Annotated in this window: 20 protein-coding genes; 17 read left to right on the top strand and 3 right to left on the bottom strand. The window is 59.0% G+C overall.

The features are described from left to right. Position 1: 1 nt before the first annotated feature. From G6L01_RS28040 to trbI, 4 genes are read left to right on the top strand one after another with little or no spacing between them, the layout of a single operon-like run. On the top strand, positions 2 to 664 hold the full coding sequence (locus tag G6L01_RS28040) for a conjugal transfer protein TrbF (protein ID WP_070167521.1): 663 nt from the start codon (positions 2 to 4) through the stop codon (positions 662 to 664). 17 nt (positions 665 to 681) lie between these two features. Beyond that, positions 682 to 1536: a P-type conjugative transfer protein TrbG gene (gene trbG / locus G6L01_RS28035; protein WP_070167554.1), complete on the top strand. Its 855-nt coding sequence runs from the start codon at positions 682 to 684 to the stop codon at positions 1534 to 1536. After that, on the top strand, positions 1536 to 2012 hold the full coding sequence (trbH, locus tag G6L01_RS28030) for a conjugal transfer protein TrbH (RefSeq protein ID WP_070167522.1): 477 nt from the start codon (positions 1536 to 1538) through the stop codon (positions 2010 to 2012). The genes trbG and trbH overlap by 1 nt, the downstream gene beginning before the upstream one ends. 14 nt (positions 2013 to 2026) lie before the next feature. Beyond that, positions 2027 to 3334 (top strand): IncP-type conjugal transfer protein TrbI, encoded by a 1308-nt coding sequence (trbI, locus tag G6L01_RS28025; protein ID WP_070167523.1) that lies wholly within the window; start codon positions 2027 to 2029, stop codon positions 3332 to 3334. 329 nt (positions 3335 to 3663) lie between these two features. On the opposite strand, the gene G6L01_RS28020 is transcribed toward trbI, so the two are convergent. After that, the gene (locus G6L01_RS28020) at positions 3664 to 4566 is read right to left on the bottom strand and encodes a LysR family transcriptional regulator (RefSeq protein WP_070167524.1); all 903 of its coding nucleotides are present in this window, start codon (positions 4564 to 4566) and stop codon (positions 3664 to 3666) included. 248 nt (positions 4567 to 4814) lie between these two features. On the opposite strand from G6L01_RS28020, the gene nocP reads away from it, so the two are divergent. From nocP to G6L01_RS27995, 5 genes are all read left to right on the top strand, one after another. Continuing rightward, complete coding sequence (gene nocP / locus G6L01_RS28015) at positions 4815 to 5588, top strand: nopaline ABC transporter ATP-binding protein NocP (protein ID WP_070167555.1); 774 nt, start codon at positions 4815 to 4817, stop codon at positions 5586 to 5588. A 64-nt stretch (positions 5589 to 5652) separates the two neighbouring features. After that, positions 5653 to 6504, top strand: coding sequence for a nopaline ABC transporter substrate-binding protein NocT (gene nocT / locus G6L01_RS28010; RefSeq protein WP_174089377.1), 852 nt, complete (start codon positions 5653 to 5655; stop codon positions 6502 to 6504). Positions 6505 to 6577: 73 nt separating this feature from the next. Continuing rightward, positions 6578 to 7288, top strand: a complete 711-nt coding sequence (nocQ, locus tag G6L01_RS28005) for a nopaline ABC transporter permease NocQ (RefSeq protein ID WP_045023353.1) — start codon at positions 6578 to 6580, stop codon at positions 7286 to 7288. A gap of 1 nt (position 7289) precedes the next feature. Continuing rightward, positions 7290 to 8015, top strand: coding sequence for a nopaline ABC transporter permease NocM (gene nocM / locus G6L01_RS28000; protein ID WP_045023350.1), 726 nt, complete (start codon positions 7290 to 7292; stop codon positions 8013 to 8015). Positions 8016 to 8129: 114 nt separating this feature from the next. Further along, on the top strand, positions 8130 to 9050 hold the full coding sequence (locus G6L01_RS27995) for a LysR family transcriptional regulator (RefSeq protein ID WP_070167525.1): 921 nt from the start codon (positions 8130 to 8132) through the stop codon (positions 9048 to 9050). 120 nt (positions 9051 to 9170) lie between these two features. Here the strand turns inward: G6L01_RS27995 and G6L01_RS27990 are convergent, their stop codons facing one another. Further along, entirely contained in the window at positions 9171 to 11126 is a 1956-nt protein-coding gene (locus tag G6L01_RS27990) for a hydantoinase B/oxoprolinase family protein (RefSeq protein WP_070167526.1), read from the bottom strand. A gap of 3 nt (positions 11127 to 11129) precedes the next feature. Next, positions 11130 to 13166 carry a hydantoinase/oxoprolinase family protein gene (locus G6L01_RS27985; RefSeq protein ID WP_070167527.1) on the bottom strand — a complete coding sequence of 679 codons (2037 nt, stop codon included), beginning with the start codon at positions 13164 to 13166 and terminating at the stop codon, positions 11130 to 11132. Positions 13167 to 13768: 602 nt separating this feature from the next. Here G6L01_RS27985 and G6L01_RS27980 point away from each other — a divergent pair. The 8 genes from G6L01_RS27980 to G6L01_RS27945 all read left to right on the top strand — a co-directional run bounded on the left by G6L01_RS27980 (position 13769) and on the right by G6L01_RS27945 (position 21219). Further along, entirely contained in the window at positions 13769 to 14887 is a 1119-nt protein-coding gene (locus G6L01_RS27980; RefSeq protein ID WP_012654952.1) for an NAD(P)/FAD-dependent oxidoreductase, read from the top strand. Further along, the gene (locus G6L01_RS27975; RefSeq protein WP_041723965.1) at positions 14884 to 15177 is read left to right on the top strand and encodes a (2Fe-2S)-binding protein; all 294 of its coding nucleotides are present in this window, start codon (positions 14884 to 14886) and stop codon (positions 15175 to 15177) included. Before G6L01_RS27980 ends, G6L01_RS27975 begins: the two co-directional genes overlap by 4 nt. Beyond that, positions 15174 to 16592: an FAD/NAD(P)-dependent oxidoreductase gene (locus G6L01_RS27970; RefSeq protein ID WP_045025077.1), complete on the top strand. Its 1419-nt coding sequence runs from the start codon at positions 15174 to 15176 to the stop codon at positions 16590 to 16592. The genes G6L01_RS27975 and G6L01_RS27970 overlap by 4 nt, the downstream gene beginning before the upstream one ends. Positions 16593 to 16639: 47 nt before the next feature. After that, a complete protein-coding gene (gene rocF, locus G6L01_RS27965; protein WP_085946471.1) occupies positions 16640 to 17596 on the top strand; it encodes an arginase in 957 nt (318 codons plus the stop codon). A gap of 75 nt (positions 17597 to 17671) precedes the next feature. Then, entirely contained in the window at positions 17672 to 18754 is a 1083-nt protein-coding gene (locus tag G6L01_RS27960) for an NAD/NADP octopine/nopaline dehydrogenase family protein (protein WP_070167528.1), read from the top strand. 47 nt (positions 18755 to 18801) lie between these two features. Beyond that, positions 18802 to 19863: an ornithine cyclodeaminase gene (locus G6L01_RS27955; RefSeq protein WP_070167556.1), complete on the top strand. Its 1062-nt coding sequence runs from the start codon at positions 18802 to 18804 to the stop codon at positions 19861 to 19863. 18 nt (positions 19864 to 19881) lie between these two features. Next, on the top strand, positions 19882 to 20142 hold the full coding sequence (locus tag G6L01_RS27950; RefSeq protein ID WP_234887850.1) for a DUF3422 family protein: 261 nt from the start codon (positions 19882 to 19884) through the stop codon (positions 20140 to 20142). Between the two features lie 285 nt (positions 20143 to 20427). Further along, positions 20428 to 21219: a DeoR/GlpR family DNA-binding transcription regulator gene (locus G6L01_RS27945; protein WP_070167529.1), complete on the top strand. Its 792-nt coding sequence runs from the start codon at positions 20428 to 20430 to the stop codon at positions 21217 to 21219. The last annotated feature ends 9 nt before the right edge of the window (positions 21220 to 21228 follow it).

Below are 21228 nucleotides of genomic sequence, written 5' to 3'. Positions count from 1 at the left end.
CATGGCCGGACGAACCCCGCCCGACAATCCCTATATCGCTGCGAGAACGGAATGGAACGAGCGCTACGGCTCCTATGTGAAGGCAGCCGCGGCCTGGCGCCTGATCGGGGTCACCGGGATGACCATGGCGGTCGTCGGCTTCAGCTACGCTCTTTACCAGAGCACGCAGGTCAAGCTGGTCCCGTATATCGTCGAGGTCGACAAGCTCGGCACGGCCTCAAGCGCCGGCTTTCCGCAGCAGATCGAATATGCCGACCCGCGCGTGGTGCGCGCCACGCTTGGAAGTTTCGTTTCGAACTTCCGGTCGGTGTCGCCGGATGCGGTCGTGCAGAAGCAATATATCGACCGCACCTATGCGCTGCTTCGGACCTCGGATCCGGCGACCGAGAAGGTCAACGCCTGGTTTCGCTCCTCCTCGCCCTTCGAGAAAGCGAAGAACGCAACGGTCGCCGTCGAGGTCAACAACATCGTCGCGCTGTCGAACCAGTCCTACCAGATCGATTGGACTGAATTCGAGCGCGATCGCCGCGGCAAAGAGACAGCCACACGCCGGTTCCGCGGGATCGCCACCGTGACGCTTGCACCGCCGCAGGACGAGGGCGTCATCCGGCTTAACCCGATCGGACTCTATCTCAGGGATCTCGACTGGACCGCGCAGCTTTGAAAGGCATGGCCCCGAACATGAACATTCGACTGAGACGTTTTTCGGCCACGCTGACTGCTGCCACGATCGTCGTTGCTCTCGTGCCGTTGTCGGCTTCTCTTTCCTCACGCGCGCTCGCAGCCGATGGCGTCACCGCCAATGAGGCGAAGGGGATGGGGATTTCCACTCAGTGGCGCGGCTCACGCGGACTTGTCACGAAAGGACCGGACGGGAAGGTGATCTTCCTTTACGGCGAGGTGCAGCCCTCCGTCGTCTGCTCGCCGCTGCAGGTGTGCGACATCGAGCTTCAGGGCGGCGAAGTGGTGCGCGACGTCCTCGTCGGCGACACCGTAAGGTGGAAGGTCGAGCCGGCGACGTCAGGTGCTGCGGGTGGGCAGGCGATCCACCTGATCGTCAAGCCATCAGAGCCGAACCTCGTCACCTCGATGGTGGTGACGACCTCGCGCCGCACCTATCACATCCAGCTCAAGTCGCATCAGACACAATACATGGCCCGCGTCGGATTCGAATATCCGGAAGACGTGTCCAACAAGCTCGCCGACATCAACGCACGGATGGAGGCGAGCACGATCCCCGGCGCCGGCGTACCGGCCGAGCAGTTGAATTTCTCCTATTCCGTCTCCGGCAATGCCGGCTGGCGGCCGACACGGGTCTATAGTGACGGGGAAAAGACCTATATCCAGTTCCCGCGCTCGATCTCCGGCCAGGACGCGCCGGTGCTGTTTGTCGTCTCCGGCGGTCAGAACCGCATCGTCAACTACCGGATGAAGGGCGATATGATGGTGGTCGACTATCACGTCGATCGCGCGGTTCTCGTTTCCGGCGTCGGCTGGAAACAGGAGAAGGTGACAATCAAAAGGGGAGGGCGGTGATGCCAAGCCTGCCCTCCCGCACGCACCCCTTGCGCCCCCTCCGCAGCCTCGCTGCCACCTGCGCCCTCGCCCTCCTCCTTTCCGGATGCCAATCCGCCGGGACGGACGGGTTGAGCTCCAGCAATGCCCCTGCCGAAATCTCGGGGCCGGCGGCCAGCGCCATTGCCGGCGACATGGTGAGCACGCTCGCCGAGCAGATCGGCCCTGGTACCGCGACCGTCTCGCTGAAGCAGGACGGCTCGCCCTTCGGGCAAGCGTTGGAGGCGTCCCTCAAGGGATGGGGTTATGCGGTCGTGACCGACCAGAAGACGGATGGCACGACGCGCACCGTGCCGCTCGCCTATGTCGTCATTCCCTTCGAGGGGCAAGTGCTCGCCCGTCTGTCGACCAACAGCGTCGAACTCGGCCGCGCCTATACCGTCACAACGATGAGCGCGCAGCCGGCGAGCGCGCTCTCGGTCATGCAACGCGGTTAGTGGAGAGGGCGGTCATGGTTCAATCGCTCAAGCTCGGCGGCTCTAAAAACGAGGAGGTGGGCTCCGGCATGCGCCGGATCAACCGCATGCCGATCATCGTCGTGATCGTGCTTGTGGTCGTCTTTCTAGCCGTCATCTTCTACGGCCTGACCTCACGCGGACTGTATTTCCGCGACACCGGCCCGGACACAAGCTCCGGCAATCCGGCGTCAACCTTCGCCGATCAGATCAAGCGCGGCGTTTCCGACGGCATCATCGGCGAGCCGCAGCAGGTGACGACGCTGCAGCCGACGCCGGTCGAGAGGGAAGAGGAGAAGCGCTCCGTCAATCCATTCACACCTCAGCCCGGTCAAAGGGAAGATGCGCGGACGGAACCGCAACTGGAATCTGAACAGGTCTGGCGCGCCCGCTTGCAGCGCGAGCAGGAAGAGCAATATCTTCGTGAGCGGCAGCGCCAGAGAATGGCCCGGCTGCAGGCCAATGACGCCGCCTATGACTCACCGATCGCTATCGACCGCGGCAAGTTTGACAGGCAGGGAGCTAATGCAAACGACACGGCCGGGACGACGAACGAGGTTTCCACGGCAACGGCTCCCGGAGCATCCGACCTCTACGCCGCCGATCTTCGTGCGGGTCTCGCCGGGCAAAATGTTGATCCGAACGGCCAGAAGACGAAGGAGGATTTCTTCAATGCCGACCTCAAGGAGCTCGGTTATCTTCCGAACCGTGTCGTCCCCCAGCAGTCGCTTTACGAACTCAAACGTGGCTCGGTCGTTCCCGCGACATTGATCACCGGGATCAATTCCGACCTGCCCGGGCGTATCACTGCCCAGGTAAGCCAGAACGTCTATGACTCGGCGACAGGACACCGCCTCCTGATCCCGCAGGGAACGAAACTGTTCGGCCGCTATGACAGCAAGGTGTCGTTCGGCCAGAGCCGTGTGCTCGTCGTCTGGACGGACATCATCTTCCCGAATGGCTCGACGCTCCAGATCGGCGGCATGTCCGGGACGGACGCGCAGGGCTACAGCGGTTTCCGCGATAAGGTGGATCGGAAGTGGCTCCAGACGTTTGGTTCGGCCGTCCTTATTGCGGTGATCGGCACGGGGATCGACATGGCCGTGCCCGAGAGTTCGACACTGGCGACGCAGGATACGGCATCAGATGCGGCGCGAAGGAACTTCGCAGAGACTTTCGGGCGCGTCGCTGACCGGACCATCCAGAGAAACATGGACGTGCAGCCTACGCTCGAGATCCGGCCTGGTTACAAATTCAATGTGCTGGTCGATCAGGACATTGTTTTCCCAGGAGCATATCGATGAGACACGTGCCCAGACCCAACAAGTCTGTTGTGTTCGGGCAAAACATCACCGTGTCGAAAGTACCCAACCGCTCGAATTACAGCGTTCCGGGAACCACAGTGTTCGGAGGCATCTTTCTATCTGCAGTCGCCACAGAATCTCCGTCTAGCCGTGATTTCGACGAGCTGCGCGCCGGTCCCGCTGCCTATCGCATCAGCAACAATGTTTTCGTGCGGGTAAATCTCGCCGACTGGTGGCCTCTAGAACGGAATAAGCCGGGTTCGCCAGCCTTTCGACCACGACACCGGGCTGGACTCGATATCTTTGACAACTTGCTGCGATCCTGACGATCAAATGGTTTCATAGGGCAAGGCTTTCAAAGCATCAAGCAACGCTGCCCGGAACTCGCTAACCAAGCGCGGCGGTGGGCTGTCGGTCGGAAGAACGATAGCAAAATGGTAGGGGACAACCGGATCAAAGGAGCGCTGAATAACCGGATTTGCACTGTAGTAGTCGGCAGTGAAGGGGTCGACGATACCAACCCCCATTCCCCTGCTTACCAGATCGCAGAGATTCAGCGCCAGACTACTTTCTATCCTGCGATTACAGTGGACGCCGCAGCTGTCCAGTGCGGCGTCCGTTTGCATCCGTAGAAGGCTTACTGGAGAGAGGCAAATCAATGACTCTCCTTCAAGGTCCGTCGCATGAACAGTTTCCTTGTCTTCGAGACGATGCCCCGGCGGCAGCAGGCAGACCGCACGAAAGGAAGGGACAGGTTCGATGGTGAGACCAGGATAGTCGCCAGCCAATATCGATATTCCGAGATCGTAGTGCTGGAGCGAGACCAATTCGAGGACCGTCTGGGAGGGAACCGTGTCGAGGTAGACCGACACGTCGGGCCGATCGGCGATGAACGTCTGAATGACGCCGGACATAAAACTCAGAGCCGGCGCCGTATAACAGGCGACCCTTAGAGACCCCATGTGAGACTTCTTCAGTTCAGCCGCGACTTTGTCGATGTGCTGAATCCCGTTGAAATGTCGCGACACTTCCTTGAACAGAATACCGGCCTCACGAGTGGGTCGTAAGCGGTTGCCCGTTCTCTCGAACAGGCTGATCCCTATTTCGTCTTCGAGATCCCTGATCAGCCGGCTAATTGCGGGCTGTGTGATCCTCACAAGATCAGCTGCAGACGTCATACCTCCCGTCAGCATCACAGCCCGGAACGCTTCCAACTGACGCGATTGAATCATTGTCCCCTCCATAACATATGCGCATGGGCGCATGCTTATTACTGCCCTTGCGATATGGAAGGCAAGCTTTTAGTAACAATAGAAAACTGGGTCCTAATCTCGAATTGCACTTCGGCGGGCATGTTAACACGTGCTGCATCGTTGAAAATAAATGCTGGCAGATGCCAGCGGCGTCATTCTCGGCTGTCCTGCCGTGAGAGTTTCCGCTGCATTGCAAGAGATTAGGAATGAAAAACAAGGGAACGCGAATGGACGCTACTCAACCCACCTTGGTGGCAGAAGACGTGCATAAAAACTTCGGAACGCTCGAAGTTCTGAAGGGGATTTCACTCACGGCCGATAAGGGTGACGTCGTTTCGATAATTGGCAGCTCCGGCTCCGGTAAGAGTACTTTCCTTCGCTGTATGAATTTCCTCGAAACGCCGAATAAGGGCCGTATCGCGGTCGGGCAGGAGGAGGTTGTCGTCAAAACCGATGCGGCCGGCCGATTGGTCGGAGTCGATCGCAAAAAGATCGAACGCATGCGGATGCAACTTGGCATGGTGTTCCAGAGCTTCAATCTGTGGGGACATATGACTGTCCTGCAGAACGTCATGGAAGGCCCCGTACACGTTCTCAAGCAGCCCAAGGGCGACGTGCGCGACCGTGCAATGGATTTCCTGGACAAGGTCGGTATTGCCGACAAGCACGACGCCTACCCGTCTCAATTGTCAGGTGGGCAACAACAGCGCGTCAGCATCGCACGCGCACTGGCTATGCAGCCGAGCGCGCTTCTCTTCGACGAACCAACCTCTGCCCTCGATCCGGAATTGGTGGGTGAAGTCCTGAAGGTGATCAGGAAGCTCGCCGAGGAGGGGCGGACGATGGTCGTGGTGACGCACGAAATGGGTTTTGCTCGCGACGTATCGAACAAGGTTCTCTTCCTCGAAAAGGGGCAAATCGAAGAGCAGGGAACGCCGCAAGAAGTGTTCCAGAACCCGACGTCACCAAGGTGTCGGGCCTTCCTCTCCAGCGTTCTGTGAGCGCGTAAGCGCGCAGAAGAGTCAAGATTCGAAATAAACAATAACAGCAACAGAGGTGAACGTTATGAAATTCTTCAACTTGAATGCGCTTGCGGCAATTGTGACCGGCGTCCTTGTCGCGGCAGGCCCGTCAGTGGCCAAGGACTACAAGAGCATCACAATTGCGACCGAAGGATCTTACGCGCCCTACAACTTCAAGGATGCGGGCGGAAAGCTGATCGGCTTCGACATCGATCTCGGAAACGACCTTTGCAAGCGCATGAACATCGAATGCAAATTCGTCGAGCAGGCTTGGGACGGGATCATACCTTCCCTTACCGCGGGTCGGTACGATGCCATTATGGCAGCGATGGGCATCCAGCCGGCGCGCGAAAAGGTCATTTCGTTCTCCCGCCCGTATCTCCTCACGCCGATGACGTTCCTGACGACAGCGGACAGCCCGCTTCTGAAAACTCCGGCTACAGTCGAGAACCTTCCGCTCGACAATATCACCCCCGAGCAGAAAGCCGAGTTGGATAAATTCACCAAGGTTTTCGAGGGCGTGAAGTTTGGCGTTCAGGCCGGTACATCTCATGAAACGTTCATGAAACAGATGATGCCGAGCGTGCAGATCTCGACCTACGACACCATCGACAACGTCGTGATGGATTTGAAGGCCGGTCGGATCGACGCGAGCCTGGCTTCGGTCAGCTTCCTGAAGCCGCTGACGGACAAGCCCGATAACAAGGACCTGAAGATGTTTGGCCCGAGAATGACGGGGGGACTATTCGGAAAGGGTGTCGGCGTTGGCATCCGCAAAGAGGATTCCGATCTCAAAGCGCTGTTCGACAAAGCAATTGATGCCGCCGTCGCGGACGGCACGGTCCAGAAGCTGTCCCAACAGTGGTTCGGCTACGACGCGTCTCCCAAGCAGTAAATCTCTTTTAGTTGGAGCGTCGGCACTCGTGCGTCCGGCGCTCTATCCGTTTTGCAAGCTTGAGGCGTGGGCGATGGATTTAACACTATTACAATGGGGAGATGCCGGCTGGGGCGATGAACTGGTGCGTGGGGCAATGATGACCGTTGTCGTCGCAGCCTGTTCGTACTTTTTCGGAATCATCTTTGGTTCGATTTTTGCTGCGGCAAAGCTATCCCGTTTCTGGTCACTACGCCTGCTCGGTGACGTCTATACGACGGTCGTTCGCGGCGTCCCTGAACTACTCATCATCTTTCTGGTATTCTTCGGTGGCGGGACACTCCTGCGCACCATTGCCAACGGACTGTTCGGATACGGCGGATACATCGAGCCTCCAATCTTCGTGATCGGCGTGCTCTGTATCAGCGTGAGTGCCGGAGCATATGCCACCGAGGTCATTCGCGCGGCCGTTCTCGCTGTCCCCCCCGGTCAGATCGAAGCGGCGAAATCCATTGGGATGGGTCCATGGCTGCGGCTGCGCCGGGTGCTGATCCCACAAGCGGCTAGGTTCGCCCTCCCAGGCCTTGGAAACGTCTGGCAGTTCACGCTCAAGGACACGTCGCTAATCTCCGTTGTCGGCCTGGTCGAAATCATGCGGACGGCGGCGATGGGCGCAGGTTCGACGAAGCAGCCCTTTACCTTCTACATCACCGCCTTCGTGATCTTCCTTCTTCTTTCCTCCGTGTCAAATCGGGGCTTTCTCAAAGCTGAAAAGTGGGCGAACCGCGGTGTGAGGAGCCAATAATATGGATATTCAACTCATCATCGAGTCGTTCCCCAAACTCATTGCTGCCGTCCCCACGACGCTGGCGCTCGCGTTCATATCGCTTCTCATCGGATTTGTTGTTTCGGTGCCTGTCGCGCTTATGCGGCTTTCGAAAAACCGCATCGTTTCTTCGGTAGCATACGGCTACGTATACCTGATCAGATCGACCCCGCTTCTGGTGCAGATGTTCCTGATTTACTACGGGTCGGCTCAGTTCAGAGTGTTCCTCACGGAAGTTGGTCTGTGGTCGTCGTTCCGCGAACCGTGGTTCTGCGCGATCCTCGCTCTGGCCCTCAATACCGCAGCCTATACCAGCGAAATCATCCGGGGCGGCATACAGGCGGTTCCTCTCGGGCAGATCGAAGCCGCGCGCGCTGTTGGCATGTCCACAATTCTCCAGTTTAGGAGAATCGTGTTCCCGATCGCCATCCGGCAAGCGTTGCCGGCCTATGGCAACGAAGTGATGCTCATCATCAAATCGACGTCGCTTGCTTCGACAATCACGATCGTCGAAGTGACCGGTCTGGCGAAGCAGATCATCTCGGCTACCTACAGCCCGGTCGAAGTGTTCATCGTCGCCGGTGCGATCTACCTGTCCATCACGTTCGTTGTTAGCCGTCTGGTCATGCTGGCGGAGTGGTGGCTCAATCCGCACATGCGCGCCCGGGTGGGCGGAACGGCTCCGAAGGCCGTGGAGACGCATTAGAACTTGGAAATCCCCGTTGGATTACCGATCGAAAGAGTGCGCTCAGGCGAAACTCGACGTAACATTCAAATATTCGGGTTTGACTGTTACGTTGCTTTGTATTGGTGAGCGGAGATGTCGTATCAAATAGAGATCGGAAGCATCCGCTGCTTTGTCGTTGCCGCTGAAGAACTACATTTCCGCAGAGCCGCGATCCGACTGAACATGTCGCAGCCAACGCTCAGCCAGCAGATCAAGCGGCTCGAAGAGCTTATGGGGGTGCAACTGTTCATCCGCTCTACGCGGCGCGTGGAGCTGACGCGTGCGGGGGCGTCATTCCTTGATCACGCGCGCGAGATCCTTTTGAAAATCGACGAGGCGATCCTCAATGCCAAGCTGGAAGCCGGCGGTCTCAGTCCCGGCGGAGAAGAGCTGATCATCGGAGCGATCAGCCCGGCCACCAGTCAATTGCTCCCCTTGATCTTGAGCCGTTTCCGGCAAAGGTTTCCCAGGACAAGGCTTGTCATCAAAGAGGTCGATTCTATCGAGCTTCTGCGGGGGATCGAGCGCGGTGACTTCCATGTCGGGTTGATGCGACCGCCATCAAATAGCAATCTCGTGCGGTTTCGCCACCTGCTCTCGGAACGATTTGTCGCCGTCATGCCTCGCCAATCGGCACTTGCGAGGAAACCGGCGTTGAGATTGTCAGATTTCGCCGGGCACGGTGTTTTCGCGCTCAAGCGCTTCGAGCTATCGTGTTTTGAGACTGTATACGAACAACTTGTCGGCGCCGGCCTGCTGATCGAGAACGACATAGCGGTCTCCGACACCAATACAGCTCTGGCCCTGGTGATTGCCGGCGTCGGGATCACATTCCTGCCGGAGTGGGTGTCTGCGATGACCCCCGACGGCGTTGTTACCCGAGTTGTGGACGATATGTCCGTCGAAATTTCGATGGCCGTGGGCTGGAATCCGGATTGCCCGGTTCCAGGGATACTGCCTTTCGTCGAGTTTGCGACGTTGGCTGCGCAAAACCTGATTTCAGCGCGAAAATAGCGGCGCTTTTGAAATCCTGAATGAACAAGGGATGCCCCCTTGGAGGAGGCATCCCTTCCAATAGCCGCACTTTCAGACGACCGTTCACACTAACTGCTTACGATCACAGGACCATCGCCGCTACAACCGGCCAGCTTCTTCGGCGATGACTTGATCCAGTTTCCCGGCATCAACCCGTTCACCTTTCGCCAACAGGCGGTGATGAACGCGATCGACAAGCTGGCTGCGGATGCGCTGTTCATAGGTCAGTGCTCGCGATGCCAGTTCCCTGCGTGTCTGCTGCGACCACACCTGGTCCTGACGCTGGCGTTCGATGCAGAAATTGAAGTCGCCGGACCTCTGGTTCCCGCGTTCGCGGCGATGTTCCGCAGTCGCCGCCTCATCGATCTTACCGTCCCGGTCGAAGACGACAGCATAGACGTCGGCGGCCCGCTCCGGGGAAATCATGCCGTTTTCGATCTCGCGCGCGATCGCCGCCACATCCCGCTCAAGAGGTTCGCCGAACGCCCCGCCTGTGGAACTGGTGATCCTGAGAATATCGCCCTGTCCGAGCTCCAGCACCGAGATCTTGCCGACCGATCGCTCATCGGGTCGGCCAGGATTGACGATTGCCTTACCCAGAAGACCGATCTCTCCCCCCTTGAAGCCCCACGGCGCGAACACAAACCGGTTCAGGTTTCTGACCGTTATGACCGCGCGATTTGACGTGTTTTCCATTTCGATTTCGAGCGCGGCGCCGCTGGCGAATCTTCCCGCGCGGCGACTGTCCGGCACGAGGCGGAGCGCCCGCATGACCAGCACCGTTTCGATCTCGATGACTTCGACTGGCACGCTGCGCTGTGAGTAGCGTACTTCCGATCCGTCCAGGCCGTCAACGCCACGGCGGGCACCGCCGCCGCCGTCGATCGTACCCACCACGTTGACACGGTCACGGCCTGTACGAGGATCGGGAGCCGAAACGACGATAACCCCGCTCATACCGCCACCGGCTGCGGCAAGGCCCTCCGGTAGTGCCTGATTGAGGCACCCCAGGATAACGTCGTAGGCGCGTGTCGCTGATGCAGCACGAGACCCGCCGGATGCGGGATAGACCGCGTTGAGAACCGTGCCGCGCGGAGCATGGCCGTGGATCGCCCGCAAGATACCGGAGTTGCGCGGCGTCAGCGGATCAACGGTCAGGATGTAGGCGTAAAGGCACTGGATAATGTAGGGGTGGGTGGTTGCCCCCGTTACCAGGTTGTAGGCGGCCGCCAATTGCGGATCCGTGCCGGTAAAATCAACCTCGATCTCGCTGTCCTTCACCGTCATGGTCACGCTGAAATAGGCCAGCTGACCATCATGGATCCCTTCAAGATAGTCCGAGAAGGTATATACACCGTCCCGAATCGTCCTGATCACCGCGCGGGCCTTGGTCTCCGCGTAGTTGATGACGTCCTGCATCCCCTCCTCGACACTCTCACGATCATATCGCTCGCAAAGCTCGCTGACGCGCCGGTCCATGCTCTTCAGGCCCGAGATCATGGCCTGAATGTCGCCCCACAACTCGGTCGGAATTCGGCTGTTGTCCTGGAAGATCGACTTGATCGCTTCGTTCAACACCCCTCCTTCGTAGAGCTTCATTGGCCTGACACGGAGGCCCTCCTGGAATACTTCCGTGAAGGCTGGCGAGATACTTCCTGGAACGGCGCCGCCGATATCGGACGCATGGACAAATGCCCAGCCGATCGCGATCAGCTTCTCGTCGTAGAAGATCGGATAAAGCAGCGTAACGTCCATCAGGTGCGTCACCAGACCGTCCGTGGCAAAGGGATCGTTGGTGATGATGATATCGCCTTGCTTCAGGTTCTCCCGGCCGATGGCATCCAGCGTCGGCTTCAACGGGGAGCCGACGAAGACATTGACGCCAGACAACATCGGATAAGCGAACATTTCGCCTTCGGCAGTCGCAATCGCACACTGATAATCCTGCACGATCTTAACGAAAGTCGTGTGGGCGGTGCGGTAGATCGCGGCAGAGGCTTCTTCGACAATCGCGTTGAATCGATTGTTCATGACGGCAGTACGAACGGCATCCATTGATCAGCTCCGGGTCATGAGAATTGCGCCAAAGGCTCCGACGCGGGCAACGAACTCTGGCGGAACGACGATCGTCGCATCACGCTGCTCGATGACGGCCGGCCCCTGGATCGCATCGTTGGGGGTGAGAGATGCGCGATCGAAGACGCGTACCTCGGGAATGAGTTTGTTGTGGAAGCGCATCGAACGAACCGTTTTGAGCGCACCGCCAGCCCCGAACGTTTCCGGTGTTGTGGGCTGAGGTATCGACATCGATCCACGCACGCGCATGCGCAGGTCGACGAACTCGACTGGCGCCGCTTTGTCGGCATGGCTGTAGATGCGTTCGTGCTCTTGGTGGAAGGCGGCATGCATTGCGGCAATGTCGTGCGCTTCGATCGCCGTATCCGGCAGCCGCACGTCGACCTGGAAGGACTGCCCGACGTAGCGCATCTCGGCCCAGCACTCGAACGTTTTCGACACGAGACGCTCCGGCGGTGCCTGCCGCGATAACCATTCGGCTCCCTGCTCGCGAAGGACCTGAAACTTCTTCGCGATGAGAGAACCATCGATATCAAGGCCGTGGACGGTTTCGAGCGCGTCGTTGCTCAAATCAGAGACAAGGCCCCCGAGGGCACAGAATACGGAAGGTGTCGCCGGCACAAGAACGCGGTTCACGCCGATCTCGGCCGCAAGGAGCGGCCCCTGGATCGCGCCAGCTCCGCCGTAAACGAGCACCGTCAGATCTTCGGGATCGACGCCCTGGCGTGCGAGATAAGGCAAGACACCGGCCACCATGTTCGAGCTTGCGACGGTGACGCACATTTCCGCGGCGCTGAGCACGTCCGTCTTGAGAGTCTCCGCAATCGGCGCCATAGCGCGTTCGGCGGCATGACGATCGAGCAGCATATCGCCGCCAAGAAGGGCTTCAGGCAAATAGCCCGCAAGTAAAAAGGCATCGGTCAGCGTGGGTTCCGTGCCGCCTCGGCTGAAGCAGGCAGGGCCAGGATAGGACCCAGCACTGCGCGGGCCGATACGCAACACCCCGCCATCAATCGTGACGACCGAACCGCCGCCTGCGCCGATCGCCTCGATGCTGGTAACTGGCATGACAACCGGAAACTCACCCACCTCGGCCGAAGTCGAGGTCAGAGCTTCGCCATCGCGCACGAGCGAGATGTCAGTGCTGGTGCCACCCATGTCCATGGTGAGGATGTTGTGTTCGCCCAAGGCGCGGCCGAGATATTGCACAGCCGTCACGCCAGACGCCGGACCCGACAGAAGCGTATGGACGGGGAAGTTGCGCGCCTCACTGGCGGCCATCGCACCACCGTTCGAGCGTGTGACGAAAAGTTGCGACCCTGGCAACCGTTCAGCCACATAAGTTTCGACCGCACCGATATACTCGTTCATCCGGCGCTTCACGAAAGCGTTGAGCACACTGACGATCGCTCTTTCGTATTCTCCGATCCGCGGCCAGATCTCGCTGGACAGGCTGACCTCGGCATCTTCGCCGACCGCTTTACGGATAGCCCGCGCGACCGCTTGTTCATGCTGCGGGTTGGCGTAGCTGTGAAGCAGCGCGACCGCATAGCCGGCAGCACCTGCGTCGGCTGCACGACGGGCAAGTGCCTCGACTGCGGCCTCGTCGATCGAGGTTCGAACCAAGCCGCCGCGCAGCAGGCGTTCCTCAACCTCGAAAACCATCTCGCGATCGATCAGCGGCCTGGTTCGGATCTCGAACAGGTTCAGAGGGTTGCGGACGCCGATCCGCTGCAGTTCGAGCAGATCCCTGTATCCCTTCGTTACGAAGAACGCGATCTTCGGGCCTTTTCGCTCGATTACGGCATTCGTGCTGACCGTGGTGCCGTGCATGACGAAGGCTGCCTCGCCCGGCTCGGGCGCGAGCCGTTCCAGTAGTTTTTCGAATCCCTCGCGGAAACCGTTTTCGAAAGCGGGAGGAGTCGAAGGTACCTTCAGAGTGACGATCCTGTCCTCTCCTTCACGCCACCCGCAAAAATCTGTGAACGTCCCACCGATATCAACGCCGATTCTAAGCATCTGCCGCTCACCCTCGCTTCTTCAGTTGGTCGGCCTGCGGGGTATTTCGATCTATTCTGATCTGCATGAAACCTGTCTCCGTCCTGGAATGATCATCGCGATATTTCAGCGATGAATACGCTGCTCACTCCGCTTGGAGAATTTGCATATCCCACCGATTGATTGGCAACGGCAATCAATCGGAACGGATGAGACTCGCCTGCTTTATAGAAACTGAGGGCGACGAAGGTGACTGAGATCTCGTCCTGTCGCTCGCGACGGCCCTAGGACCATGCCGCCTTCATAACATTTGAACATCGCCGTATGCCTATTACTGCCCTTGTAGCATGGACGGCAACGCCTTATCCCTAAGCTGGAAGGCAAGAATTCCAAGATAGCCAGATCTGCAATCGACCCGCTTCACATGGTGATCATCTGTTCAAGACTGATGAAACCGAAGCAAAGAAGGTCCTCAAAACTTGGCCGTCAAACGGCGACAGCTGGACACACTGTATAGCCGACCGCACGAGGATTGAAGGATGCGTCTGGCTCACTGGGGGCTAATGGCCACGGATCGAACGTTTCGCCCGGGCACGGAAGCCTTCGTATTGTGAGAAGGTTAAATGGATCACGAGTTCGAGACGGCCATTGTTGGCGGCGGCGTAGTGGGCGCCGCAATTGGATACGGGTTAGCCAAGTTGGGGCGCCGGGTGATCATCATCGATGGCGCGGACGATGCGCTGCGTGCGTCCCGAACAAATTTCGGCCTGATCTGGGTTCAAGGCAAGGGCGACGAATATCCTGAATATCATCGCATCACGCGGCAAAGCGCTGAGCTGTGGCCAGGTTTTGCCTCCGAGTTGAAAGAGCTGACCGGTGTCGACGTAGAGTACCGCCGCAACGGTGGTTTGCTCTTTTGTGTGTCGGAAGCTCAGGCGGAAGAAGAAAAAGCCATCGGCGAGAAGATGGCTGCCATTCATCCTGACTATCGTTTCGAGATGCTGGAGCGCTCGCGCCTTGAGCGCATGCTTCCCGACATCCGTCTCGGGCCGAAGGTGTGTTCAGCGTCGTTCAGTCATATGGACGGTGACGTCAATCCTCTCCTGGTCCTTCGCGCTTTGCTGGAGGGATTTGTGCGCCTCGGTGGAACCTTGGTGACGGGCGAACACGTCGACAGCATCGCGCCCACGCTTGGTGGCTTCCGACTGGCAACGGATGGCCTCACGATAGAAGCGGAGCGGGTGATTATTGCAGCGGGAAATGACTCCATGGCTTTTGCCAAGAGCCTGGACCTTCCACTTCTGCTCGTTCCGGAAAAGGGGCAGCTTCTCATCACGGAACGGGTCGCCCCGGTATTTCCTTACGCCGCCAGCGGTATTCGTCAGACTATGACGGGCACGTTTCAGCTCGGCGTTACGAATGAACGTGTGGGCCGGTCTACCGATGTGACAGCTGGCGGCGCACGTCATATCGCCAATCGCGCGATCAGTGTGATGCCTGACGTCGGCGCGTTGCGTGTCATAAGGCAATGGGCGGGACTCCGCGTGCTGACCCCGGATGGGGTGCCGGTCTACGATCGGTCGCGGCGATACCCCGGCATCCATGTCGTCGCATGCCATTCCGGCGTCACCCTTGCCGCTCTGCATGCGGGTCCTTTTGCCGAATGGTTGGCAGCCGATGGAAGGGAGCCATCCTACGACGCTTTCCGCGGCAGCAGATTCAAGATGGGGATCGCGGCGTGACGAGTGAAGTTCTCTTTCCCTCCGGCCCAAGCGTGGAAATCACCATCGACGGTCGAACTGTGACCGCTCGTGATGGGGAGCCTCTGGCCGCCGTCTTTCTGCGTCTGGACGACATCCATACGCGGACCTCCTTTCCTTCCGCCCAGCCCAGGGCGCCCTACTGCATGATGGGCGTCTGTTTCGAATGTATCGTGTACATCGAAGACATCGGCACGATCCGAAGCTGTCAGCAAGCGGTTCAAGCCGGCATGAGGGTCGAACGCCATGACCATCCGAAGAGGCTGAAATGAACCATCATTCGAGCGCCGACCTGTTGATCGTCGGAGCCGGCCCCGCTGGCATTGCCGCCGCGAGGCGCGCTGTGCGCGGCGGTCTGTCCGTCATCCTGCTGGATTCGCAATCACAGCCTGGAGGTCAGATCTGGCGCAATGCCGGCCGCAACGCGACGAGCCCGGTCATAAACGTTCTGGGGGCGGAATATCGACGCGGTATCCGGCAAATCGAAGCATTCCTGGCCTGCGGCGCCGACTACATTCCGGAGGCTCAGGTAAGCAGGCTCAGCCAGGGTTGGACGGTGGAATATGTAAAGGGTGGAGAAATTCGTTCTGTCATGGGACGGCATCTCTTGCTCGCTATGGGCGCACAGGAACGCCCGGTTCCGTTCACCGGCTGGACGCTACCCGGCATCATGACGGTCGGCGCCGCACAGATTCTCCTTAAGACGGCGGGCCAACTGCCACGGGGGCCAGTTGCCGTGGTCGGGAGCGGACCTCTTCCCCTACTATACATGCAGCAGATGCGGCTCGCCGGGACAAAGCCCGTCGCTTATCTCGATACGACCCCTCGGGGTCTCATCAGCCGTTCGCTGCGCGGTTTTCGCGGGGCGCTAAAGGAGCCCGGCCAAATCCTGAAAGGGATTGCCTGGTTACCGCAGTTCAGTGGCGTTCGGCACGTACGCAACGTGGTCAAAATCAGCGCCGAAGGAAGCGGACGACTGGAAACTGTACGGTTCGAAACTTCAAACGGCAGGTCCGACCGATTGGAGGTCAAATCCCTTCTTGTACACGAGGGGCTGGTGCCAAGCCATCAGTTGGCCGTGTCGGTCGGCGCGCAACTGATGTGGGATGTCGGCCAGTCAGCGTTCCGGCTTGAGCGCGACGAGTGGATGAACGCAGGTCCGGACGGACTGTACATAGCCGGGGACGGTGCTCGGATCGGCGGCGCCGTCAATGCCGAGATCGAAGGAGAGATCGCCGCGACCGGTATCCTTCTTCGTGACGGCGCCCTGACGGCCGCTCAGGCGGATGCCGAGACAAAACCGCTAAGGGCACATCATGCCGGGCAAAAGGCGTTCCGGCGATTTCTGGATGGAGTCTATCCGCCGAATATTGCGCGGACCCAGCCGGACGACGCAACGATCGTCTGCCGGTGCGAAGAGTTGAGCGCGGGCGTGTTGAGGGAAGCTGCTGTCCGTGGCGCTTGCCGAGGCCCTAACCAGCTGAAGAGTTTTACACGCGCGGGCATGGGTCCCTGTCAGGGAAGGCAGTGCGGCTACCCGGTGCACGAACTGGTGAAGTCCGTCGCCGGTCTGACCGCTGGCGAGGTCGGCCTATTCAATCCGCGGCCTCCCTTCGTTCCCTTAACGGTATCGATGCTTGCAGCTCAGCAGGCCGAGGAAGTCGTTTCAGCGTCGACACATGAGTGATCGTTCGGCCATCGCCACAGCGTGGTGACCAAAGGTGCAGTCAAGAAATGAACGCCTCGCGGCGTCGCAAGGAGAATGAGTTGAAGACGTGCCAAATCCTGGGAGCCCCCGTTCAAAGCGGCGCATCCCAACCCGGATGCCTGATGGGGCCTGATGCTTTTCGGACTGCCGGCTTGTCGCGAGCTTTGACGGAACTGGGCTGGGCCGTCACTGATCTCGGAGATGCGACGCCGACGGCGGAGCCCGAAATCAGTCACACCAATTCCGCTGTTAAGAACCTCGACGCTATGGTGGGATGGACGCGCAGTCTCTCCAAAAAAGCGCTGGAGATGGCCCGCAGCTGCGATCTTCCGGTTTTTCTCGGCGGCGATCACTCAATGTCTGCCGGCACCGTTTCCGGGGTGGCCGAACGAGCGGCCGAACTCGACAAGGAGCAATTCGTCCTCTGGCTGGACGCGCACGCAGACCTGCATACCCTACACACGACTGCAAGCGGCAATCTTCATGGCACGCCGGTCGCCTACTATACGGGCCAGCCTGGCTTCGAAGGGCTACCGCCGCTGGCCGCGCCTGTGGATCCCCGCAACGTATCCATGATGGGGATTCGCTCGGTCGACCCGGAAGAAAGGCGCCGGGTTGCCGAGATCGGTATCGAAGTCGCCGACATGCGGGTTCTGGACGAGCAAGGCGTCGTACGCCCGCTCGGCGTCTTTCTTGACCGCGTGAGCAAGGCCAAGGGCAGATTGCACGTCAGCCTCGACGTCGACTTCCTCGATCCCGGGATTGCGCCGGCGGTGGGCACCACGGTTCCGGGCGGGGCGACTTTCCGAGAGGCACACCTCATCATGGAGATGCTCCATGACAGCGGTCTCGTCACCTCGCTCGACCTTGCGGAGCTCAATCCGTTTCTGGACGAGCGAGGACGTACGGCCCGACTGATGACCGATCTTGCCGCGAGCCTGTTCGGCCGGCGCGTGTTCGACAGGGTGACAACAGCATTTTGACCACCGGGTGTGGCCCGGTGCGATCGAGGTTTGCCTCTCGCATCGAGACGACCCTTCGAAACCAGGAGGAAGAAGATGAAGGTTGGAATCGCCGGAGCAGGATCGATCGGCATTGGGTATGCGGCGTTCCTCTTGCAGAATGGACATGAGCCATTGATCTGGTCGCGTTCACGCGAAAGAACTGCTGCTTTCTCTGCCGGCGCACCGGTGAAGATCACGGGTGCGATCAGCACGGAGTTCCACCCGCATATCTGCACGAACGCCCAGGAATTGGCCGAAGCCGATGTGATCGTGCTGGCGCTGCCCGCCTATGGTCACCGCTTTGTTCTCGACGCTCTTCTGCCGCACCTCAGCGCACGTCATTCGGTGATCATCAGCGCCCATCTTTCCTTTGCGGCGCTCTACCTCGCCAAAGGGTTGGCCGAGCGTGGAATCGAGATCCCAATCACGGCATGGAGCACAACTGTGCTGACATGCAAGCCGCGGGAGGCGGATACGTTCAACATCGGCGCCATCCGGGCAAAGGTCGATATGGCGACCGTGCCGGCACGTTTCGCAGGACGGGCGCACGACACCTGTGTCGCTCTGTTCGGTGATCGCTTCGACGTGAAGGACGATATCCTCACGATCGCATTGAGCAATCTCAATCCCCAGGACCATATGGGCATCGCGCTGTGCAATCTGTCACGTATCGAGCGAGCTGAGGAATGGGGTCAGAACACCAACGTCACGCCTGCCGTCGGCCGCTTCCTTGAGGCGCTCGATCTGGAGAGGTTGGCAATCGCTTCCGCCTTCGGCAAGACGGTCCGATCCACCTTCGATCACTTCCGATTGTCGTTCGACATATCCGGCCAATCCGTTTCGGAAATATCGTCGATCCTGGTCGAGCGCGGAAGCGACCCGGCAGGCCCAAAGAGCGTTGATACTCGCTACGTGCTCGAAGACGTTCCCTTTGGTCTGATCCCCACCCTGCATTTGGCAAAAGCAGCCGGCGTATCGGCGCCTTTGCATGAAAGCGGCGTGCGAATTTTAAGCGCCTGCTACGGACGCGACTTTTCCGAAGAAAACGACCTGCTTCCAGACCTCGGCCCGCTGGATCTGCCCACGCTCAAGAAACGGGTAGTTACCGGGTACGCGATCACGGCCGAACCCGTGTGATCGGGGCTCGTCCGGCAGTCTATCAAACCAATAAAGGGGGCCAAAAGATGCCAGCAATTGCCAACCTCAACATCGTTCCGTTCATCAGTGTTGAAAACATGATGGATTTGGCGGTCAGCACCGGGATCGAGAACTTCCTTGTTCAACTGGCCGGCTATATTGAAGAAGATTTCCGGCGCTGGGAAAGCTTTGACAAGATTCCACGCATCGCATCGCATTCGCGGGACGGCGTGATTGAACTCATGCCGACGAGCGACGGCACGCTCTACGGCTTTAAATATGTCAACGGCCATCCGAAAAACACGAAGTCGGGACGCCAGACGGTGACCGCGTTCGGCGTGCTCTCCGATGTCGATAGCGGCTATCCGCTGCTGCTGTCGGAAATGACAATCCTGACGGCCTTGCGAACGGCCGCGACCTCCGCGATCGCGGCAAAGTATCTGGCCCGTAAAGATGCGCGCACGATGGCGCTGATCGGCAACGGTGCCCAGAGCGAATTCCAGGCGCTCGCCTTCAAGGCGCTGCTCGGTATCGATCGGATACGGCTTTACGATATCGACCGGGAGGCGACTGCTCGCTGCAGCCGCAATCTCCAGCGGTTCGGGTTTCAGATCGAGGCCTGCACATCCGCCGAACAGGCGGTGGAAGGCGCGGACATCATCACGACCGTAACCGCCGACAAGAACAACGCTACGATCCTGAGTGACAATATGATAGGCCCCGGCGTCCACATCAACGGTGTCGGCGGAGACTGCCCGGGCAAGACCGAGATGCACCGCGATATCTTGCTGCGTTCGGATATTTTCGTGGAGTTTCCGCCACAGACCCGGATTGAAGGCGAGATCCAGCAACTCGCGCCAGATCATCCTGTGACGGAACTTTGGCGCGTGATGACTGGCCAGGACGTCGGCCGAAAGAGCGACAAGCAAATCACGCTTTTCGACAGCGTCGGATTTGCGATCGAGGATTTTTCGGCGCTGCGCTACGTCCGCGACCGCGTTGAGGGATCAAGCCACAGCAGCCCACTCGACCTTCTAGCCGACCCAGACGAGCCAAGGGATCTTTTCGGAATGCTGCTCCGGCGGCAAGCCCTGCTGGCCGCGTCCTGAACTGGGAAGACACTCACCATGACACCTTCGCCTGAGAATTCGACACAAGCGCTCTCGCCTCATCGCGATCGTGCATCTGTTCTCGGCGAGGTTCATGCGCGCCCGTTTCGCCCGATCGAAACGCCAGCTCGTCTTGCCCATTTTGCGTTTCAATCCGTAGAGCCTGATAGGGATGCGGAGCGCACGATACTGTCGGCTTTTTGCGAGGAAAAGGGCCACGGGCCTATTCCGGCCCACGCTCGACATCACCGCGTGTCATTCGGGCCTGAAACTCCTTGACCGCCTTGCGAATGGCGAAGCATTGGGAACCCAAGACTAAGTGCTCGCCTAATGCCACTCTGAGACCGCGCCCGCGAGGAGTGATTGAATGCCTAACACTCTCAGATAAATTTATCCTTCAGAACGTGAACGATATCGCTCATTCTGAGGCAGATTAGCGCACTGCAGCATCGAATTGGTGCCCCGCAAAATACAATGTACTTACGTTGCATGCCGTTTTCGTCATATGGGTGTCATCTAGGGTAGATAGATAACGCTCACACATGAACGAGAAACGTCATTACCATGAATGAAACGCATCCAATCCCGACACAGGCCGAAGGCAGACAGGCAAAAATCGTCGAGCTTCTGCGTGAGCAGAGCTTCGTTGATCTCAAAACGCTAACGGAGCGTTTTGAGATCTCTGTGGCAACGGCTCGTCGGGATCTCGTGGAACTTGAGGAGTCGGGCGTTCTTCGCCGGACGCATGGTGGCGCAGTCGGGCTTAACCAGGTAGCGCAAGATGCGACAAACTCCGCCCGTCTGGTCTGGAAGCAGGCTGAAAAGGCTGCAATTGCTGCCGCCGTTGTTGGCATGATTTCTGACGGAGACACGATCCTGCTCGATGCAGGCACAACCGCGCTAGAAGTCGCGAAAATGCTCGCGGGTCGCCAGAGCCTTACCATCATCTCGAACGGCCTCGACATCGTTGCGGAGCTGGCGCGCCAGGGTAATCACAAGATCTATTCCGTAGGTGGTGAATACACCGACTCGAATCACTCCTTCCGCGGTCCGTTGGCAGAGCAGTTCATTCGGCAGTTCAACGTCGACAAGCTTGTCTTGAATGCTGCGTCAATCGACGTCGATCGCGGTCTGGTCTGCACCGTTGAACCGGTCAACGCGAGCATCGCGAAGGTCATGGTCGAAGTCTCTCGGCGGACGATTGTCGTCGCAGATCATTCTAAGTTCACCAAGAGCAGCCTGTCTGTCGTCGGGAAGATCGAAGAAATCGGCATCGTGGTCACCGACAGTGGATCGAAAACCATCATCGAAGCCGCGCCCGAGAAGCTGCGCAAAAAGTTTGTCATCGCGACTTAAGCCTCACTC

The organism is Agrobacterium vitis, from assembly GCF_013337045.2.
GTDB classification, from domain to species: domain Bacteria; phylum Pseudomonadota; class Alphaproteobacteria; order Rhizobiales; family Rhizobiaceae; genus Allorhizobium; species Allorhizobium vitis_B.
This window is presented reverse-complemented; position numbering and strand designations above follow the sequence as displayed.

Coding starts and splice junctions, on each gene's coding strand:
- trbI (WP_070167523.1), top strand. CDS start 2,027: ATGGTTCAATCGCTCAAGCTCGGCGGCTCTAAAAACGAGGAGGTGGGC.
- trbH (WP_070167522.1), top strand. CDS start 1,536: ATGCCAAGCCTGCCCTCCCGCACGCACCCCTTGCGCCCCCTCCGCAGC.
- G6L01_RS27995 (WP_070167525.1), top strand. CDS start 8,130: ATGTCGTATCAAATAGAGATCGGAAGCATCCGCTGCTTTGTCGTTGCC.
- nocM (WP_045023350.1), top strand. CDS start 7,290: ATGGATATTCAACTCATCATCGAGTCGTTCCCCAAACTCATTGCTGCC.
- G6L01_RS28020 (WP_070167524.1), bottom strand. CDS start 4,566: ATGATTCAATCGCGTCAGTTGGAAGCGTTCCGGGCTGTGATGCTGACG.
- G6L01_RS27990 (WP_070167526.1), bottom strand. CDS start 11,126: ATGGATGCCGTTCGTACTGCCGTCATGAACAATCGATTCAACGCGATT.
- G6L01_RS27980 (WP_012654952.1), top strand. CDS start 13,769: ATGGATCACGAGTTCGAGACGGCCATTGTTGGCGGCGGCGTAGTGGGC.
- nocQ (WP_045023353.1), top strand. CDS start 6,578: ATGGATTTAACACTATTACAATGGGGAGATGCCGGCTGGGGCGATGAA.
- G6L01_RS27945 (WP_070167529.1), top strand. CDS start 20,428: ATGAATGAAACGCATCCAATCCCGACACAGGCCGAAGGCAGACAGGCA.
- G6L01_RS27985 (WP_070167527.1), bottom strand. CDS start 13,166: ATGCTTAGAATCGGCGTTGATATCGGTGGGACGTTCACAGATTTTTGC.
- G6L01_RS27960 (WP_070167528.1), top strand. CDS start 17,672: ATGAAGGTTGGAATCGCCGGAGCAGGATCGATCGGCATTGGGTATGCG.
- G6L01_RS27950 (WP_234887850.1), top strand. CDS start 19,882: ATGACACCTTCGCCTGAGAATTCGACACAAGCGCTCTCGCCTCATCGC.
- trbG (WP_070167554.1), top strand. CDS start 682: ATGAACATTCGACTGAGACGTTTTTCGGCCACGCTGACTGCTGCCACG.
- G6L01_RS28040 (WP_070167521.1), top strand. CDS start 2: ATGGCCGGACGAACCCCGCCCGACAATCCCTATATCGCTGCGAGAACG.
- rocF (WP_085946471.1), top strand. CDS start 16,640: ATGAACGCCTCGCGGCGTCGCAAGGAGAATGAGTTGAAGACGTGCCAA.
- nocT (WP_174089377.1), top strand. CDS start 5,653: ATGAAATTCTTCAACTTGAATGCGCTTGCGGCAATTGTGACCGGCGTC.
- G6L01_RS27955 (WP_070167556.1), top strand. CDS start 18,802: ATGCCAGCAATTGCCAACCTCAACATCGTTCCGTTCATCAGTGTTGAA.
- nocP (WP_070167555.1), top strand. CDS start 4,815: ATGGACGCTACTCAACCCACCTTGGTGGCAGAAGACGTGCATAAAAAC.
- G6L01_RS27970 (WP_045025077.1), top strand. CDS start 15,174: ATGAACCATCATTCGAGCGCCGACCTGTTGATCGTCGGAGCCGGCCCC.